The organism is Psychrilyobacter atlanticus DSM 19335 (genome assembly GCF_000426625.1).
In the GTDB taxonomy this organism is placed as follows: Bacteria; Fusobacteriota; Fusobacteriia; order Fusobacteriales; family Fusobacteriaceae; genus Psychrilyobacter; species Psychrilyobacter atlanticus.
The window spans coordinates 324,662-343,433 of sequence record NZ_KE384548.1 but is presented as its reverse complement, the minus strand read 5'-3'; the positions used below and the strand labels follow the sequence as shown (position 1 = coordinate 343,433).

Below are 18,772 nucleotides of genomic sequence, written 5' to 3'. Positions count from 1 at the left end.
TTATATTAGAATTTTTTTATGATTTTCCTTGTTTTTTTATTCCACTAAAATTTTAGAGTTAACATTAAACCCTGATTTCACAAATATTTTTTCCATTTTCTCATTCTCTATTTTTATCAGTATCTCAACTATCCCACTGTCTAACTGAGTCCCTGAAACCGCTTTTAAAACTTCAACAGCCTCTCTGTGAGATCTCTTCCTCTGATATATCCGGGATGTAGTCAGGGCAGAATAGGTGTCTGCTACTGCTATAATTTTAGATTCCAGAGGTATTTTATTTTTTTCCAGCTTATAATACCCCTGACCGTCAATTCTCTCATGGTGGTACTTAATCCATGGAATTATTTTATGAAAAACCTCAAAGGGCTCTAAAATATAGATCCCGTCAGATACATGTTTTTTAATCTGTTCATACTCTTCGACAGATAACTCACTTTTTTTATTTAAGATTGTTAAAGGTGTTATAATTTTTCCTATGTCATGGAGGAGAGCTGCTTCTACCAGTTCATTTTTGGATAGATTTTTTTTCAATTCTCCGGGGAGATCCTCAAAGATTGCCTTGACCAGGTTAGCCACATGCTCAGAATGATTGCTTGTATATTTATCCCTTAGTTTAACCGCCCTAATCAGACTGCTAATTGTCTGCATATAAAAGGAGTTCAGGGAAGATGACAGATTCTTCAGGAGAAATATTATTGTATATATGAAAAAGCCATCCATAAAAAATAGCATCGAACTCACATGTGTAAATTCATTGTTAATCACTTCCTTTAAGATGATATAACTAAAATGAGTTACATATAAAAATAGAAATAAAAGCATGGCTGAAAAAGTAATAAGACCCGTTTTATAGGAGTATTTTGCTGCCTTATAAAAATTTTCAAAATCTTTTAGAATTTTTACAGAATCCACTAGACCTAAGAAAATAAAAACCATACCCAGTGTTATTAGTGTTGAATTTATATATTCCATCAAATACACCTCTTTTTTCATTTGAAACAGTAAAAAATATATTCAAAATTGACTTCAATATATCTTTACCGCTGTTTTTATAAAATCCTGCAATGAGGTTTTTTATCTGATCTACGGTAAAGTCGTGTTTCAATAGAAAGAAATTGTGTATACCAGCAGGGAGTTTGTGTTCACAAAGTAAAATACTCCAGCTTTTGTAGTAAAATATCTATGATTTATTACCTATAAATTAAATATTATAAACCTAGGGGGAAAGCAATGAGAAAAAATAAAAAATTAAAATGGATAGGTGGTATTTTATCCGGCCTGATCCTTCTTACAGCATTAACTGTTGTCTGTTCAAAAGATATACAAAATTTTATGGCTATGACGTATCTTAATTTAAAAACTACCACTAAATTAGAAGTTAAAGATAAAAACTTGTATATAGATGGGATCATAAATGAAAAAACTTACGATCAATTTGTAAAGATTTTAAATGATAACCCGCAGATTGAAACTCTTATTGAAGGAGATGTCCCTGGTTCAATCGATGATGATACAATGATAAAATTAGCTTATTTTGTCCGGAAAAAAGGGTTAAATACAAAAATTTTATCCAACAGTGACATTAATTCAGGTGGGGTTGATCTTTTTTTAGCAGGTGTAGAACGGACAATGGAAAAAGGAGCTAAGATAGGAGTTCATTCATGGTCTGATGGAGAAAAAGATGCAGCTGAATATCCAGTAGGTTCCCCCGAGCATGAAGCTAACCGTAAATATATAGAAATAATGTTAGGATCAGATGATTTTTACTGGTTTACAATTTATGCAGCAACAGCGGACAGTATCCATCAAATGACCGAAGAAGAGATCACTAAATATAGATTACTCACCCAGCCTATTAAAATGTAAAAATGTGCAGGGTATTATTAATTTTAGGAGGAGGTAGTGATGAAAAATAGAATTAAATGGATAGGGACTTTTTTATCCGTTCTGACACTTCTTGTTGTATTAACTGTTGCCTGTTCAAAAGATATACAAAATTTTGTAACTATAAGATATCTTAATTTGAAAACTACCGATAAATTAGAGGTTAAGAAGAATACTTCATATATGGATTGGATAATCCAGAAAAAAACTTACAACCAGTTTGTAAAAATTTTAAATGATCATCCACAGGTTGTAACTCTTATTGAAAGAGATGTCTTTGGCTCAGTTGACGATAATTTAATTACAAAATTAGCTTATTCTATCCGGAAAGAAAAACTGAATACGAAAATTTTGCTAAAAAGATAATGTGAAGAATAAAATTATATACTTCTGCCCATAGGTCCTGTATTTCCCGGATCTATCCTCCTGTACACCTGCCATTTGAAACACATATTAGTTATAAAAAACGTTGTTTTCAGACAAAAAAAGGACTATATAATCATATATATAGTCCTTTTTTAGTGTCGTATAAAAACAAAAAGGATGATTTTGATACAATCGAAGGTGATTTTAACTTCCATTGGTCTAAACAGTTCTTTTCTATCCTCTCCTCCTCTCAACCCCAATGATATCAAGAGTTTGAAGCCTTTGATAGAGAGCTTTCGTCATATTTTCTATACAATTATAAGGGAAAGGTTTTGAAGGCACCTTAGGAGGGAAATAAGAGAGTTTTTTTATTGTGGTACCCCATAAAAATTTCATATTAACCCCTATTTACGGGGATTTTAGGTGTATTTTCTTGATTTTTGACCTATACTTTGTAAATAAATTCCATAAATAAATCATTTGGAACTTCATTCTCTAATTTTATTTTTACAGTTATAGGCTTTTCACCTTTAAACTCACTACTATTTCCTTTTCCTAAATAAATATAATTTTGAATAACTTTATCTATTTTTTTATATTTTCTGACAAAGAGATGAAGGTTTATACCACGTGATTTATTATATATAATATTTTTTCCACGCTCACTATCACGACGAGTAGAATTAGGTGTTTGCCATTGAAAATATTTAGAATTTAGAAATTTATCATCATAATTTATACTTTCTTTAACATCATTCTCTTTATGAAGGTCTATAAATAAAAAATATTCTTTTCCATTGGTAATCAACCCTGATCCTCTAAAAGAAGAATGTGTTTTTTTATAATTAGATAATAATGCTGTATCCCTCATGCTATATTGACTATATAATTTAAAAAATGGAACTCCATGATTTTTTCTGCCGTAGTTCTCTTGATACAAAAGTAACCCATAATGTAATAAGTCCAAATAATATTCTTCATATTGAATATAATTATTAAAAAAATCTCTCTCTATCTCTAGAACTTGATTTACTTTATCATACTTAAAAAATTTATAATTTGATTTTTTCTCACTCTTATCAGCATATTTTAAATCTAAAGTTTCTATTGCATGTAAGACTGTATTTTCATTCCAACCATCTAAGAACTTCCCCAAATTTTTAAAGATATCACCTACACTCATTCTTTTATTTCTTAATAAGTTTTCAATAATTATAAATTCAAAAGGTCTTTTTATCGGTAACATTTTTGTCAATTGAGTATAATAAATTGAAAACATAGGATCAATCTCTAATTCAAAACTTTCATCTACTTTTAATACAAATTCCAAATAATTTTTAATTGAAGATTGAAAAAATTTAATTGGATTTGGTGCTCCATCATATCTAAGATAATCTAAAAGTAATGGCACTTTACATTTATTTAACAATTTAAATTCTTTATATTCTTCCTTTAAATATTTTAATGCATTAAAGTTTTCATTTTCTAATTGTTTTAAAATTCTTTCTTTAGAGATTTTATCCATTTGAATATGAGTACATCCCGGTATTTCTATAAAATCTCTTACAAGGCTAACTTTTAAACTGTCTTTGTCATAATAGTTACTCCCACTTAAAGCTAATGAAATTAAAAACGCTCTGTTATGATTCCCTATAAAATCTAAAACAGTTAAATATTCTTTTTCTTTTGTTTTTCGTAATCCTCTTCCTAATTGTTGTACAAAGACTATTGGTGAATTTGTTGGCCTTAACATTAAAACTATATTTACATTTGGAATATCAATTCCTTCATTGAATATATCCACTGTAAATATCATTTCTAAAGGGTCTCTCTCATCTTGTAATTTTTTAATACATTCACGTCTTTTATCTGAGTTGTCTTTTCCTGTAAGAGCTATAGAGGGTATTCCTCTCTTAGTGAATTCTTCAGCCATATATACTGCATGATTTATATCAATACAAAAACCTAAGCCTTTCAGTTTTTTCCCATCCCAACCATAAAAATTTAATTTATCTATAATAAATTTTACTCTTTTATTGATCTTAAGTAATTTACTCATTTCTGATATTTTATCTAAACTAACACTGCTATAATCTACAGTAATATCATCTATACCAAAATAGTGAAATGGAGCCACCAGGTCATGAGCTAGGGCATCCCTTAACCTCAGATCTAATGCTACATTATCATCGAATACATCAAAAATATCTCCTCCATCTCCTCTTTCAGGAGTTGCAGTCATTCCTAATAAAAATTGAGGTTTGAAGTGCTGAATTATATTCTGATAACTTTTTGAAGTTACATGATGAGCTTCATCTATTATAATATAATCAAAATCATCCTTTTCAAAATACTCATAATACTTAGACATAGTTTGGACTGTAGAAAACATGTAGTCAGTATATTCTTTTTTATTTCCTGTAAAAATAGAAGCATCTTCTTCTTTTAGCAATTTCATATTTATAAAAGTTTCTTTAGCGCTATATAGTATTTCCTCTCTATGAACTAAAAATAAAAAAGATTTCCCATTAAATTCTTCTACATCAAAAGCAGACATATATGTTTTTCCACTTCCAGTCGAAGCTATTACCAATGCTTTATTTTCTCCATTTTTTCTAAAACTTTTTAGAGAATCTAAAGCTTTTTTCTGCATATAATTAGGTTTTATTTTTTCTATATCTTTAAATAAGTTTAAAGATCTTACTCTTCTATGTGCTTCATCATGCTTTATTTTAGCTTTTTCATAAGTTAATAATAACTCTTCATCTAATGAATAACTTTCATTCCAAGTATTATTATATTCTTCAAATAAATTTTCATTAAATTCTACTTTTTTTGAATTTACTGTTAAATTCCATTCAATATTATGTTTTAAAGCATTTTGTGTCAAATTTGAAGATCCAACTATTAACCTATAGTAGTCTCTATACTCAAAAATATACCCCTTTGTATGAAATCCTTTTTTATCTGTTAAATATATTTTAGTTTCAATATTTGAAAATTCCTTTAGTCTTCTTAAGGCTTTAGGATCAGTAAAATTTAGATAATTAGATGTTAGAATTCTACCTTTTATCCCTTTTTCCTCTAATTCTTTTAGAACATCTAAAATTAATTGTAGCCCACTATATGTTATGAAAGCTATACTAAGATCAAAACTTTTACACGTTAATAATGAATTTTTTAATTCGTAATAAAAATTATGATTAAATGTATTTGTTATCAATCTATATTCTGTTTCTGTTTCTTGTTGACTATAGACATCCATCATCTATATCACCATTTAGTTTTTTTATTATAGGTAGATCTGCTTCTGCCCAATCTAAACTTGAAAGTTCTGCATTAGAAAGCCATTTTGAATCTATATGTTCTTTTAAAATAATTTTTTCAGATAACATTTCACATAAAAAACTATGCATGACCACAATAAAATCGGGATATTCATGTCTTACTGTTAAATATTTAGATTTTACTTCTACCTCACTATCTAATTCTTCCTTAATTTCACGAATTATAGCGTCTTCTAAAGTTTCTCCTGATTCAACTTTCCCACCTGGAAACTCATATTTATAAGATATATATTCATATTTACTCTTATTTCTTTGAGTACATAAAAATTTATCATTATCTATTATAATTGCTGCAACAACTTCAACTTCTTTTTTCACCTATATCCCCCCCAAAAATTCTCTTAATTATTAATATAATAACACAAAATCAATAAAATTATTTTTCATACTATTCTTTTATAAGAATATAATTTTCTAAAAAAATATTTCCCACACTCCACTCTGCAATAAAACTTCATCAACTAAAAAAAGTCCGCTAGAAAGATCAAAAGATCTTTCTAGCGGACTTTATAAAATTTACTGCTTTCTCAATTTATCAGCTTCTTCCTGGATATTATTCTGCAATATCAAATTACTCCTCCATCAGATACCTGTACATCTCATCTTCCACATTTCTGTTTAACCTGCACTCTATTCCTACCACAGAAACATCTTTTCCTTTTTTATCCACTATTCTCATCTCTTTTATCCCGTCTTCCTTGGGAGTCAGATCCCCCATATAGAAAAACTCTATCCCTTCATCGTCACTTTTTTTTACAAATAGGGGCATCCTTATTTTCTGATTTCTGATAACAGTCATATCGGGACTGGTTAATTTCCTTCTGGCCTTGGACATCCATTTAAATTCCGATCTACTCAAAAAACCGTGATCATAGATCTGTTCATCTCCATGATAGGTGATAAACACCGGACAGTTCCCTAATTTTTCATTTACCTTGTATCCTGCTATCCCTTGGGCAACTTCATTTTTTTCCCAGTTCAAAATCCTTATAACATCTTTTCTGGAATACTTTTCATAAAGATTAAACCCATCATAAAAATTTTGCTTTTTATAGATCGCATCATATGCTGTCCTAGAATAATTTAGAAGATCCAATAAAAAAATCTTAAAAGTTTTGTCCTCTAGAGATTCCAGAAAATCATCTTCTAAAGTAAAATTATTATCTTCTAATTTCACGATATTAAATCCATATTTTTCCCTTACTGTAACTAACTTTTTATCCTGTTTCTCTGTGATAAATTCAAAATTAAGATTTTTATACAGGGAGTCTATAGTTTCCTCAGATATTTCATATCCGTATTTATTTAAAATATCATCCCTTAATTTTTTTAAACTACATTCTTCTTTCTCTATTAGGTGAGATATTAGGATAACCTCTTCGATTCTTTTAAGGTTGGCAATGTCTGTGGAGAAAAACTCCAATAATTTTTTCTCCCTTTCACCCATATGAGAGATCAGATCTCTTTCCTGAGTAAGTACAAAATTATAGTAGGATTTTGAATAATCTACATATGTCTTTGGATCTCTAGAATTCATTCCTATGAAATCGATCATCATAGGTATCCTGCCCAGTTTATATTTTAAAAGTTCATAATTTCTTATAAGATCTTTTTTAGTCTTTAAGTTAGCCAGATCCAGAGCTTTAAATATCCTTTCCTTGGATATCTTATCGAAATTAACAGTTGAACTTCCAGGAATCAGAGTGCTTTCATTAACCAGCATCTTTTTTATCCTGCTCTTATCAAAACTGTTATCTCCGTAAAGGGCTATAGGGATCAGATAGTTATTACTGTAGTTCCCTATAAAATCAATGACTGTAAGGTATTCTTTTCCCCTGCTTTTCCTGAGGCCCCTTCCTAACTGTTGGATAAAAATTATAGCTGACTGGGTCGGCCGGACCATGATTATCTGATTAATCTTGGGGATATCTATCCCTTCATTGAATATATCCACTGTAAAAATATAGTCCAGTCTGTCTATTCCATCTGACTCCAATCTTTTGACTGCTTCCTCCCTCTCACGTTCAGAACTTTCCCCGGTAAGAGCTGTTGTCCTATAACCCTTTTCGTTGAATAACCTGGAAAGCTCCTGACTTTCCCTCTTTCTGCTGCAAAATATCAATCCCCGAATAGTTTTTTCATCTGCACCGTAGAATTTTGATTTTTCAATTATCCTATCTACCCTCTCTTCTGAGATCAATTTAGAAAAGTTTTCGTCTTCAGGTATAGAACTATCCTCTATCTTTATGTCAGTAACTCCGTAATAATGAAATGGTACCAGCATCTCCTCCTCAAGAGCTCCATCTAATCTGATCTCATAGGCAATATTATGGTTAAACTGATCAAATATATCAAAACCATCTGTTCTTTCGGGAGTTGCTGTCATTCCCAATAAAAATTTTGGAGTAAAATGATTCAGGATTTTCTGGTATGTAGGAGCACTAGCCCTGTGGGTTTCATCTATTACAATATAATCAAAATGATCCTTGGAAAATAATTCTAAATTAGATTCCTTGGAGATGGTCTGCACTGTGGAGAAGATAAAATCTGACTCTGTGTCTTTTTCATCTCCTGAGAATAGTCCCATACTTTTATTTCTATCAAAGATAGTTTTATAACTTTCCATGGCTTTCTTAGCTATGTTTCTTCTATGAACTATAAATAGAAATTTCTTTGGATTAAACTGTTTTACATCAAATGCCGACAGATAGGTTTTCCCGGTTCCTGTGGCTGATATCAACAGTCCCCTGTCCTCTCCTATTCTTCTTAGAGTTTCTATATTTTCAAGAGCCTTTCTCTGCATCTTATTGGGCTCAATGTAATTTAATATTTGTTCTATCTCCTCCCTGCTTTTATATCTCATTTCTCTCTGTTGGTTATAGATCCTCTCGTATATTTTTATATATTCAGGAGTTACAGGATATCCCCTGTCAAACTCTAAATCTGCTTCTTCCAAAACTTCCGAGACTAAACTAGAATTATCTGATGCAGTAACCATAAGGTTCCATTCCTTATTGGTACAAAGGGCACTAGCAGTAAGGTTACTACTTCCTACCATGAGGCTATATTGTTTTCCATGCCTGAAAAAATATCCCTTAGCATGAAAATTTCCTTTAGTTGCTATACGAAGTTCTATATTTTCAAATTGGAGGAGATTTTTTAATGCTTCCGGCTGGGTGAAATCCTGATATTGGGATACCAAAACCTTTCCCTTTATCCCCTTATTTCTCAGCTCCTCCAAAGTATTTATCAGTACTGCCACACCACTTTTAGTCAGAAATGCAACTGAAAAATAAAACTCATCACAATTCCTGAGTTCATTTAAAATAACCGATAAAACTTTTTTATTTTTTAACCTGTTATTTGTAACCAACTGGGGCAGATATAGGTTATTTGAACTATGATCTTTATCTATAAACCCTGTTTCCACAGATTTTCTCAATTCTTCATGGATAGATTTCATCTATATCCTCCTCTATATTTTTCCCCCTTATAAGGGATATAATTTTTCTATTGTTTTAACAATATTTTAACATAGATAGAGATAAAAAATGATAAATTATACAGTGTAAAAGTAACATCCTAAAAAAGATACAAAATATATAAATTATGTAAAAAAAAAAATCTGATAATATCAGATTTTTTTGTGAAAAATTTTAAAATTTTATATCATCATACGCTCCTTCCCATTCTGTTGGAAATCTTTTGATTAAAAACTCTTTTGCTGTTTCAAATAGTTTAATTTCAATATTTTCATTCATTATATTTTCCCCCTTATGTATTGCTGCTAATGTATATTTACTCTTCCTCAGTCTTAAAAACTATCTTTTTAATTCTGAGTTATTTGTAATTCTAAAAGTTAATTCTTTCTTTATCTCAGGATTACTAATAACAGGATTATGCTTTGTGTCAAAATACCTTATTTCATCAATTATTTTAACACCTAATTCATCTATAGGTTTTCTCATAGCTTCCATGGTGTATCCCATAGAAGCTATACTCTTTCCTTTACAGACACCTATTATTATGGCTTTTTTCCCTGGATCTAGTTTTGTTTTCCAACTGTTATTGGAATAATCATTGAGACAAAATGTTCTGTCCATCAATATTTTCATTTGGGAACTTACATTATAGTTGTATGAAGGTGCAGCAAAAATATACCCATCAGATACTTTCATTTCATTGATTATCTCTGTTATATCATCTTTAATATTACAGTTCCCATTTGCAATGCAGTATTCACAGGCATTACATCCAAAAATTTTTTTACTGTTCAGGTAATATTTTTTAACTTCTATATTTTTATTGTTTAAAGCTTCTATTGCAAGGTCAGTTAATCTATCTGTATTCTCACCTTTTCTAGGACTTCCAATAACTGCAATTCATTTTTCTTTCATAGATATCTCCTAATCTAAATTTATTTTAGTATCTTTATTTATTTAGGAATTACTTTTTCTCCTAAACTTTCTAAGAATCGTAAAAGATAGCCATCGGTATCCATTACTAAAAAATGTTTTTCTCCTAATAATTTTGTACCTTTTCTATACCATTTTTCTTCTACATTTAACTTCAGATTTATATTGTTATTTTTTAGATTTTCTAATATCGTATTGATATCAGGAACTTCAATTGAAAAATTTATTCCTCTTCCAAAAGGGTATTCTAAACTCCCGGTACTCCACAATTCATCATTGTATTCTTCTAACATCATTTGAGCTCCATTAAGAGAAATGAAAGCAAACTTATCTTCTTCTCTAAAATATTCTATTCTAAATCCAAGTATTTTTGTATAAAAATTTAAACTAACATCTATGTTTAAAACTGTTAATTCAGGAATTAAACTATTAAGTTTCATAATTTCCACCTTATTTATTATTTTTAACTTTTAATTTATTTCTCTGCATTAATGATTTAAAAGAATTATTTGTTTATTAGTCGCATCTAATCTTATATTGGATCCTATGGCCATTGTAAACATGGGATGGGTATGACAGCAGTCCACATCAGCAAGAAAAGGAAAATTATACTCTCCTAAAACTTCTAAAAGTACCTCATAAGGCTTTCTGTTGGTATCTTTATCATTAAATAGCTCATGTTTACCTAATATTAAACCACCGATTTTATCAAAGACTCCATTTATTTTAAGAAAGGAAAAACTTCTTTCAATAGTAGCAATGTCCTTCAATGAATCTTCTATCAATAATATATCACCTTTTTTTATCTCAGGCATATACTGGCTGCCCCATATCCCAGTAATAGTATTTAAATTCCCAACTATTAACCTTCCTTCAGTTTCTCCACCTTTTAAAGAGATCCAGTTATTTTTATTTTTTAGTTTAGGTCTAATTTGTTCTTCCCAATTTATATATTCTTCTGTCCAACATTCTGGGATTTTATACTCATAGTCACCATTAATATCTTTTACAAAAATATCCTCAAAATATTTATAAGTCAATTCATTATAAGGTTCTAATTCTCCAAAAGATGCAACAATAGCTGGTCCATAAAATGTTTTTATTCCGGTTTTAGCATATATTCCCATTAATATTGCTGTCACATCAGAATAACCAATTACAATTTTAGGATCTTTTATAAAAGCTTCATAGTCTATATAAGGTAATAAAGAATTTGAATTAGATCCTCCAATTGTAGACATAATACATCGTACTTCTGGATCTCTTATTAATTCATTCAGTTCCTCAGCTCTTTCTTCGATAGTTCCTGATCTATAAAAATCACTTTTCCCCGTAAGTTTTCCTTCTATTACTTTAAACCCTTTTTTCTCTAAGAACTCTTTTCCTCTGTTGTATCTTTTAGGTGCAATTTTTGTTATAGGAGTAGAGGGTGAAAAAATCCCAATACCATCACCTTTTTTTAATTTAAATTCCATTGTAATCCCCCTAGTTAATGATCTTCTATCTTTTATAACTATTATGATAACAAAAATAGTTTAAATTTTACAACTACTTTTAATTTTTTCTGATCTTACCTCTTATGTTTGCAAAATGAAAACTTTAAAACCCTAAAAACAATCAAAAAAGAGTAGATGACTAAAAATAGCATCTACTCTTTTTCTTCTCAAAATTCTTAATTTAGTAAATTTCTAAATATTTAGTAATATCCTTTACAGATATAAATCTATGTATTCCCCTCCAAAATATCCTACAACTATAAATTGTCCAATCCCAAGGATAACTCCAAAAAAATTATAGAAGAAAAACTTCCTATAATTCATTGTATATACACCAGAAATAAATGGAGTGATCCATGAAATAGGCCCCATAAACCTTGCTAAAAATACACTGATAGGTCCTACTTTAGTAAAATATGAGACACCTTTATCATAATTTTTTTTATTTATAACTCTATTAAAAAACCTATATTGAGAAAAAGATTCATAAAGTTTTAGACCATATTTTCTTCCGATAAAGTAACTGATATTATCTCCTATAATTCCGCCTAAATATAATACTACTATGACTTTTCCTATATCTAACCTCCCTGTACCAGCTAAAATTCCTCCAGCTAGAAAAAATACCTCTCCAAAGAATAAAAATGAAAGACCTATAATAGTTTCTACCATGGAACCCATAAATAATATTAAATAAGCTATATTTTGGTGTTGCTGTAAAATCTCTATAAATTTATCAATTTCTACTATATTCATAAATTTCTCACAACCTTATATTTTTTATTTGTTTTTAATTTTTTTGGTAGTATACTCTGCAATATCCATAAGCAGGTTAAGGTTAGATAACCATATTTTTGAAATCTTCTAGTGGAAGTATAAACATCTTTAGTCTTAAAGAAAAAGAAATCCCCGTATTTTTTCATATCTTTTATAAATTTTAAATCTTCTGAATAATGTAATTCCTCGTCATAATCCACACTTTTAGAAAAATTGGTTTTTGCAATTTGAACCGAATATGAGGTGTTTGAAACAAAATGACATATATCATAAATTTTAAACCATAGTTTTGAATAGAAAGAGTTATTATCAGAAGGTAAAATCGAACAAGTCCCTACCATAAAACCTTTATCCTCATTTTTATTTAGATAATTATTCAATTCCTTTAAAAAAGGAGGATCAATAATGCTGTCAGCATCTAAAAAAATAGTCCAATCAGATCTTTTACTTACTAACTCCTTTCCTAAATTTTTAGCTATAGAAACTCCAGTTTCACTTTGATAAACTTTTAAGTTAGAAATATATTCTTTACATTTTAATGCTATTTTATATGTCCTATCACAGGATCCATTTTCAACTAAAATAATCTCGAAGTTTTCTTTTGAATAGTTAAGTTTATATAAATTTCTCATTGTATCCTCTAGAAAATCCTCCTCATTATGAGCTGGAATCACAATGGAAAAGAAATTTTTCTTTATATACTTGTCTATATTCCTCCTTATTTTTCTTAAAGAATCAGAAGTCTTTTTATTATTTATAATATTTTTTGTCTTATAAATTTTCTCAGTCAGGCTTTTTAAATTAATCTCTTCTTTATTCCCCTCTATAACAAAATGTTCGTTAAGTTTATTTGAACGTGCTAAATACTCTTGTTCTTCTTGATTAGGAGTGGGAAATAAAATTGCATTTTTATCTAATTCCACCAAATCCATAATAGTGGTATAGCCACTTCTAGATACAATAACTCTTGATCTATTGAAAAGTTCATTTTTTAATTTCCCTGTAACCGATGGATATATTTTAATATTAAACTCATCTATCCTCTTAATTTCACTAGAAGTCATATCTCCCAAGATAAACACTTTCTTTCCATCTAACAATTTTGATTCCTCTATAAGCTTTGAAACAAAACTATCTTTGCTATCATTTAAATAACCACTGATAATAAAAAGATAATCTATGTCACATTTTAAATCATCTTTTTTATAGGAGGATAATATTCCAACAAATTCATGATTTAGATATTTTAAAGATTTTGTATGAGACAATTTACCTGCTAGAGAGTCTTTCTCTTGGGCAAAATCTGGAATAAATAACTTATCAAATTTTTTAATATGACGATAATTGCTCCAATCTATCAGTGGCTGAAAGAACGATAAATATTTTGGTAAAATTAATGAAATTTGATGGGATAATAAAAAAGATGGGATTTTTTTTGAATTAAACCCATATCGTCCATCAGAAAATATAAAGTCATATTCATTTTCTATTGTTTTTATATAGTTTTCTTCTTTCTTTATAAGAAAATTAGTCTTAATAGAATCTATAACCAAATTAGAATAAACCGCTCCCCCTTTTCCCCTGCCAAATTTTGGATAATCCTCCATAGAGATAAATTCAATATTATTCCCCTCAGAAAATTCTCTTTCTAAAAAATTAAGAGCATTACCGTATGAAACTATTGTAATAAAATTATCCTCCTTTAAATCATTGATTATAGATAACGTTCTCGTTGCATGACCCAATCCTAAAGAACTTATAGCAAATAATATTTTTTTCATTTAATTCTCCTTTTAATAGTTATTTTTATATAAAATTATTATAGAGATAAAATATTATATAAAAATTACACATCTCTTATAAATTTCTTATAATTAAACTTTATTCATCTTATTTAAGATAAGCTTTTAGCTATTTCAATTAATTCTGACGGGGCTTTTATCAGATAATTTGGATTATACTCCTTTAAATGAGATATAGTGTTAAATCCCCATCCTACTGAAACAATGTCTACCCCTGCCTTTTTACAGGCATCTATATCTCGTGATTCATCTCCCACGTAGATAAGGTCATTTAAATTTTCTAATTTCATTATTTTTTTTATAGCCCTGTCCTTACCCAAAGGATTTTTTTCTGCATAGATAAATTCAAATAAGTCATCTATTTGATAGTGTTTCAAAAAAAATTTAACATTTTTTTTATTGTTTGAAGTCAATACTCCCATCTTATAACCCATTTTATGAAGTTTATTTAAAGATAATTTTATATCGTCTATAAGCTGGATTTCATCCATTCTTTTAGCCATTTTTCTCTTTAATTGAAACAATAATATTGGAAGTTTTAAAAAACTAATATTGTGATCCTTTAATAATTCATGAAAATTTGTCCCTTTCAAAATTTCTATATTTTTTTCCTCTATTTTTTTACATCTAAATTTAGGTACTATTTCTTCATTATATATATCTACTCCCATCTGTAATGAATCAGCTATTGTTCCATCAAAATCAAAAATAAACGTAGTTCTTTTCATAATTTTCCTCCTTTAATATCTATTTTAAAATTTTATCTTCTTACAGTTTATATTTATCGTAATTATAAACATCATAGATTATAGAATAATTAGGTGATTCTTATAAATTTCTTATAATAATTACATCCCTTTACAGAAAATTTTAAAATTAATATTTTTTTACTTCTAAGAAAGTTATAAGAATTGTCCAAGAAATAGATAAGTTTCCTAGAGTATTATGTTAATAGATTCAGAAGAACAAAGATTTAAAACATTATATTCAAAAAAAGAGGAGATGATTCAGATGAAAAAAGAGATGAATGAAATAAAAAAACAATGGGAGATGATTAGAATGAAAAAACAATTTAAAGTAGGATTGGCTAGTCTAGGAATATTATTATTGTCTACAGGAGCACTAGCAAATGATGGTGATAACCACAGCAAAGAAGATAATAAAAAAATTAAAAGTTATTCAAGAATACTTGAAGCACAATATGCAAATTTAGAGATAGACTCTAAAAAATATGAACTTGACTTCAAATTAAAAGATCTAGATACATTTTTATTAATGGTAGTTGAGGTAGAATCTAATTTCTTTGGTAAAGCACCTACTGATGCAGAAATTGAAAAAGCAATAGAACCTATATTAGAAGAAGTAAATAAGGATATTCAAACTGACCTAAAAAAACCTTTGAGAGTACTTGTAGAATATAAAGATGTAAATATTTTAAATAAAAGATATGAAAATTAATGTAAAACTTTTATAAAAAAAGGGGTAATAATTCTTTAATTATTACTCCTTTTTTTTTATATTAGGATTTCTTTTATTTGACAGCTGAGTATAAAATTAAATTCTTTCAAAATATGTATTTTAGATAGGCTGGCAAAATCTATAAATAAAAAATAGCCTCCTTTAGGAATCTTATTTCCACAGGAAGCTATTTACTCATATTTTATTCAGAGACTATTTTGATAGTCCTTTTTAGATCGAGAGTTAATTAATTATTTTTTATATTTTTATCTGAGACTATACCCAATTCCTCTTATAGTTTTTATCAATTTTTCATCATATTCTTTGTCTATTTTATCTCTCAGGTATTTTATATATACATCCAATACATTAGGATTAGAATAGTCCTCATCACCCCATATTTTAGCCAGTATTTTATCTCTGCTCATAGCTATTCCATTATTTATCAGAAGATATTCAAGAAGGTCAAACTCTTGTTTAGAAAGGTTTATATCATTCCCACCTCTTGTGATCATTCTTTTATTTGAATCCAAGATTAAATCTTTATATGTTAATACAAGGGCATCTTCTTTTTTAGTTTTCCTTAAATTTGCTCTTATTCTAGCAGTCAATTCTCCATAACTAAAAGGCTTAACCACATAATCATCTGCACCTATATCCAAACCTATTATTTTATCTCCTACTTCTTCCTTTGCAGTGAGCATTATTATGGGGATATCAGATGTTTGTCTTATCCTTTTGCAGACTTCATACCCGTCTACCTTAGGAAGCATTATATCCAAGAGTACAAGATCATAATCTCCTTCTTCAAACTTTATCAAAGCATCAAAACCATCTCTTGCTATATCTGAACTATATCCCTCATATGAAAGTTGCAAACTTAAGACTCTTGAGAGTTTTTTGTCATCTTCTACCAGTAGTATTTTTTTCATTTATTCCTCCATTTTGATAAATATGATTTCGAAAGTAGTACCTTCACCTAATTTACTCTTGACATTTACCTCACACCCATGGAGTTCGGTTAATTTTTTAACTATAGAGAGCCCTAGACCCACACTTCCGTTATCTCTATTTCTCGATTTATCTCCCTTGTAAAATCTATCAAAAATTTTACCTACTTCATCTGAATCAATTCCACTTCCATAATCTTTCACATAAATTATAGATTCTATATTACTTTCATAATATCCAAGTTCTATCCCCTTATTTTCACCATATTTTATTGCGTTATCAATAAGTGCACGAAGAATTTGAATAAGAATATCTTGATCACATTTAAGAGATGAACCTGCCTCTACAAAAGTTTTTAACCCTCCGCTTTCCTCTATTGAGCTATAGTCATTTTTTAATTTTTTAAAAAGATTTTCTATATTTATTATATCTATATTCAATTTAAAGTTTTCTAGATCTTTTCTTGCCATAAAAAGAAGTTTTTCAATCATTCTATTCATACTTTCATTCTCTTCTTCTATAGCTGTCATAGCTTCTTCCAGAAGTTCTTTATTATCTGGTCCAACCTTTCTGTATAGATCTAAATAACCCTTCATAACAGCTATGGGAGTTCGAAGTTCATGAGATATATTTGACACAAAATTTTTCTGATCATCAAATGACTGATCCAATCTTTCAAACATTGTATTAATAAGTTTGGATAACCTTGAAATTTCATCTGGCTGATCCCCTATAGGAAGCCTTTGATCTAAATTTTCAGCAGTTATTTTCTCAGTCATATCACTTATCCTATTTATAGGTCTAATAACTTTGTTTCCAATTCTTATACCTAAAAATATAGCTATAAAAATACTCAGCAACTCTATTATAATAAGTACTTGCATCAGCACTTTAAAATACTCTTCATAATCCGTAATTAATAAATATTGAAACATATAATCATTTCCGTTATATTGACGTACTTCATTAAGGTAAAAATATTCTTCATGATTTTTCCCCTCTAATAGAACTATTTCATTAGATTGTCTCGAATCAAGATTTATATCTCTAGGTATTTCCCCTACCTCAATCCCATTTGGATTTAATATACTTATATAAAAATCTCTACTGTGTGATCTTACTTTATTTATCTCTATTTCTAATTTTTTTTTAGACATTACAATATTTTTTTCTTCAAGATCTTTAATATTTTCAAGAAAAAACTCTTTATTTGTATAAAAAGTGTCTTTTTTTATGTTAATAATCATTTTACTAGATAACTGATATATAAGAATATTTAAAAAAAGAAGTGTTCCCACAAATACAACTGCATAAGTAAAAATTATATTCATTTTTATAGTTTTAAATTTTTGAAACAATATACTTCCTCCTCTTTTAATAAATTATAGTATCTATATAATACCTTATAAAAAAATGTTTGCCCAATTTTTTAATATTTTTTCATAAAAATATTTTTATCTTTGTATTTAACGATTACTCTTACAGGTTTCTTAAAATCATCTATTATATTTTTAGCTACCTTTCTGGTTATCGGTTCTACGGTACTTATTATTTGATAATCTGTGTACCTTTCTCCTAAAAAAAATTTATCTACATCTACTTCTAGCAATAAAAAATTTCCTGAATTTTTTAAATCGTATTCAAATTCATATTTTATATCCTCTACAAATCTATCTGTATACTTTTTTTCAAGTATATTTATATAATTTTCCATCTGGTTGTTTAAATCCTCATGTGACAATCCTGTTGATAACACAACAACTATATCTTCTTGATTAATAGTTTTTTCAGTTTCATTATTAGCTAAAATTCCTGTTGATGACATTATTAATCCTACAATCACTAATTTTTTTAATTGTTTTTTTATTTTAACCAGCTCCTTATATATTTTTAATCAATCAGCTGTTCTTTTATTTTTCAAAATAAATGATTATTTATCACTTCCATCGAACGAATCAGCATCATTAAAAATATTTGGAATTATTGAGCTGCTCTTTTCACTAGTTTTTTTCAAATTTTTCTTTTCTTTCTGTTTATATGAAATCTCAGCTCTCGATCTTAGTTCCTCAAAATTCGAAGAATTTTTACCTCGATCCTTGTCGTTAGAAAAAGATAAAGAACCCGTTATCAGCATCAAACTTAATATTAATTTTTTCATATTTCTACCTCCTATTTTAAGTTTCTTTAATCCATTATATTTCACTTAGATTATGTATTACTTGGAAAATTCTTATAGTATCCTTAGAAAAATAAACTTATTTTATTTGTATTGTCCT

The 18,772-nt window shown here is 28.4% G+C and carries 18 protein-coding genes; 3 read left to right on the top strand and 15 right to left on the bottom strand.

Going from position 1 to position 18,772, the window contains the following annotated elements:
* Positions 1-36: 36 nt before the first annotated feature.
* Positions 37-972: an HD-GYP domain-containing protein gene (locus K337_RS19320; RefSeq protein WP_051251788.1), complete on the bottom strand. Its 936-nt coding sequence runs from the start codon at positions 970-972 to the stop codon at positions 37-39.
* Positions 973-1,230: 258 nt separating this feature from the next.
* Here K337_RS19320 and K337_RS18555 point away from each other — a divergent pair, with 258 nt between their 5' ends.
* Both K337_RS18555 and K337_RS0113400 read left to right on the top strand, forming a co-directional pair.
* Entirely contained in the window at positions 1,231-1,866 is a 636-nt protein-coding gene (locus K337_RS18555) for a hypothetical protein (RefSeq protein ID WP_051251787.1), read from the top strand.
* 39 nt (positions 1,867-1,905) lie between these two features.
* On the top strand, positions 1,906-2,250 hold the full coding sequence (locus K337_RS0113400) for a hypothetical protein (RefSeq protein WP_028857051.1): 345 nt from the start codon (positions 1,906-1,908) through the stop codon (positions 2,248-2,250).
* A gap of 234 nt (positions 2,251-2,484) precedes the next feature.
* Here K337_RS0113400 and K337_RS19935 read toward each other — a convergent pair whose 3' ends face one another.
* From K337_RS19935 to K337_RS0113345, 10 genes are all read right to left on the bottom strand, one after another.
* On the bottom strand, positions 2,485-2,646 hold the full coding sequence (locus tag K337_RS19935; RefSeq protein WP_156877381.1) for a hypothetical protein: 162 nt from the start codon (positions 2,644-2,646) through the stop codon (positions 2,485-2,487).
* Between the two features lie 49 nt (positions 2,647-2,695).
* Positions 2,696-5,518, bottom strand: coding sequence for a DUF3427 domain-containing protein (locus K337_RS0113390; RefSeq protein ID WP_051251786.1), 2,823 nt, complete (start codon positions 5,516-5,518; stop codon positions 2,696-2,698).
* Positions 5,502-5,915: a (deoxy)nucleoside triphosphate pyrophosphohydrolase gene (locus tag K337_RS0113385; protein ID WP_028857049.1), complete on the bottom strand. Its 414-nt coding sequence runs from the start codon at positions 5,913-5,915 to the stop codon at positions 5,502-5,504. Before K337_RS0113385 ends, K337_RS0113390 begins: the two co-directional genes overlap by 17 nt.
* Positions 5,916-6,168: 253 nt before the next feature.
* Positions 6,169-9,060, bottom strand: a complete 2,892-nt coding sequence (locus tag K337_RS0113380; RefSeq protein ID WP_028857048.1) for a DEAD/DEAH box helicase — start codon at positions 9,058-9,060, stop codon at positions 6,169-6,171.
* Positions 9,061-9,418: 358 nt separating this feature from the next.
* Positions 9,419-9,970, bottom strand: a complete 552-nt coding sequence (locus K337_RS18550; protein ID WP_281168349.1) for a flavodoxin family protein — start codon at positions 9,968-9,970, stop codon at positions 9,419-9,421.
* Positions 9,971-10,032: 62 nt separating this feature from the next.
* A complete protein-coding gene (locus K337_RS0113365; protein WP_037029933.1) occupies positions 10,033-10,452 on the bottom strand; it encodes a bleomycin resistance protein in 420 nt (139 codons plus the stop codon).
* 48 nt (positions 10,453-10,500) lie between these two features.
* Positions 10,501-11,487, bottom strand: coding sequence for a S66 family peptidase (locus tag K337_RS0113360; protein ID WP_037029931.1), 987 nt, complete (start codon positions 11,485-11,487; stop codon positions 10,501-10,503).
* Positions 11,488-11,721: 234 nt separating this feature from the next.
* A complete protein-coding gene (locus K337_RS0113355; RefSeq protein ID WP_028857045.1) occupies positions 11,722-12,264 on the bottom strand; it encodes a DedA family protein in 543 nt (180 codons plus the stop codon).
* On the bottom strand, positions 12,261-14,066 hold the full coding sequence (locus K337_RS19315; RefSeq protein ID WP_051251785.1) for a glycosyltransferase: 1,806 nt from the start codon (positions 14,064-14,066) through the stop codon (positions 12,261-12,263). Before K337_RS19315 ends, K337_RS0113355 begins: the two co-directional genes overlap by 4 nt.
* Positions 14,067-14,179: 113 nt before the next feature.
* Positions 14,180-14,815 carry an HAD-IA family hydrolase gene (locus K337_RS0113345; protein ID WP_028857043.1) on the bottom strand — a complete coding sequence of 212 codons (636 nt, stop codon included), beginning with the start codon at positions 14,813-14,815 and terminating at the stop codon, positions 14,180-14,182.
* A gap of 217 nt (positions 14,816-15,032) precedes the next feature.
* Between K337_RS0113345 and K337_RS0113340 the strand changes: the two genes are divergently transcribed.
* A complete protein-coding gene (locus K337_RS0113340; RefSeq protein ID WP_028857042.1) occupies positions 15,033-15,545 on the top strand; it encodes a hypothetical protein in 513 nt (170 codons plus the stop codon).
* 266 nt (positions 15,546-15,811) lie between these two features.
* Here the strand turns inward: K337_RS0113340 and K337_RS0113335 are convergent, their stop codons facing one another.
* The 4 genes from K337_RS0113335 to K337_RS0113320 all read right to left on the bottom strand — a co-directional run bounded on the left by K337_RS0113335 (position 15,812) and on the right by K337_RS0113320 (position 18,654).
* Positions 15,812-16,477, bottom strand: coding sequence for a response regulator transcription factor (locus K337_RS0113335; RefSeq protein WP_028857041.1), 666 nt, complete (start codon positions 16,475-16,477; stop codon positions 15,812-15,814).
* Positions 16,478-17,854 carry a sensor histidine kinase gene (locus K337_RS20315; protein ID WP_028857040.1) on the bottom strand — a complete coding sequence of 459 codons (1,377 nt, stop codon included), beginning with the start codon at positions 17,852-17,854 and terminating at the stop codon, positions 16,478-16,480. It abuts the gene before it with no gap.
* A gap of 71 nt (positions 17,855-17,925) precedes the next feature.
* Entirely contained in the window at positions 17,926-18,339 is a 414-nt protein-coding gene (locus K337_RS0113325; protein ID WP_156877380.1) for a hypothetical protein, read from the bottom strand.
* Between the two features lie 87 nt (positions 18,340-18,426).
* Positions 18,427-18,654 carry a hypothetical protein gene (locus K337_RS0113320; protein WP_028857038.1) on the bottom strand — a complete coding sequence of 76 codons (228 nt, stop codon included), beginning with the start codon at positions 18,652-18,654 and terminating at the stop codon, positions 18,427-18,429.
* Positions 18,655-18,772 lie beyond the last annotated feature (118 nt).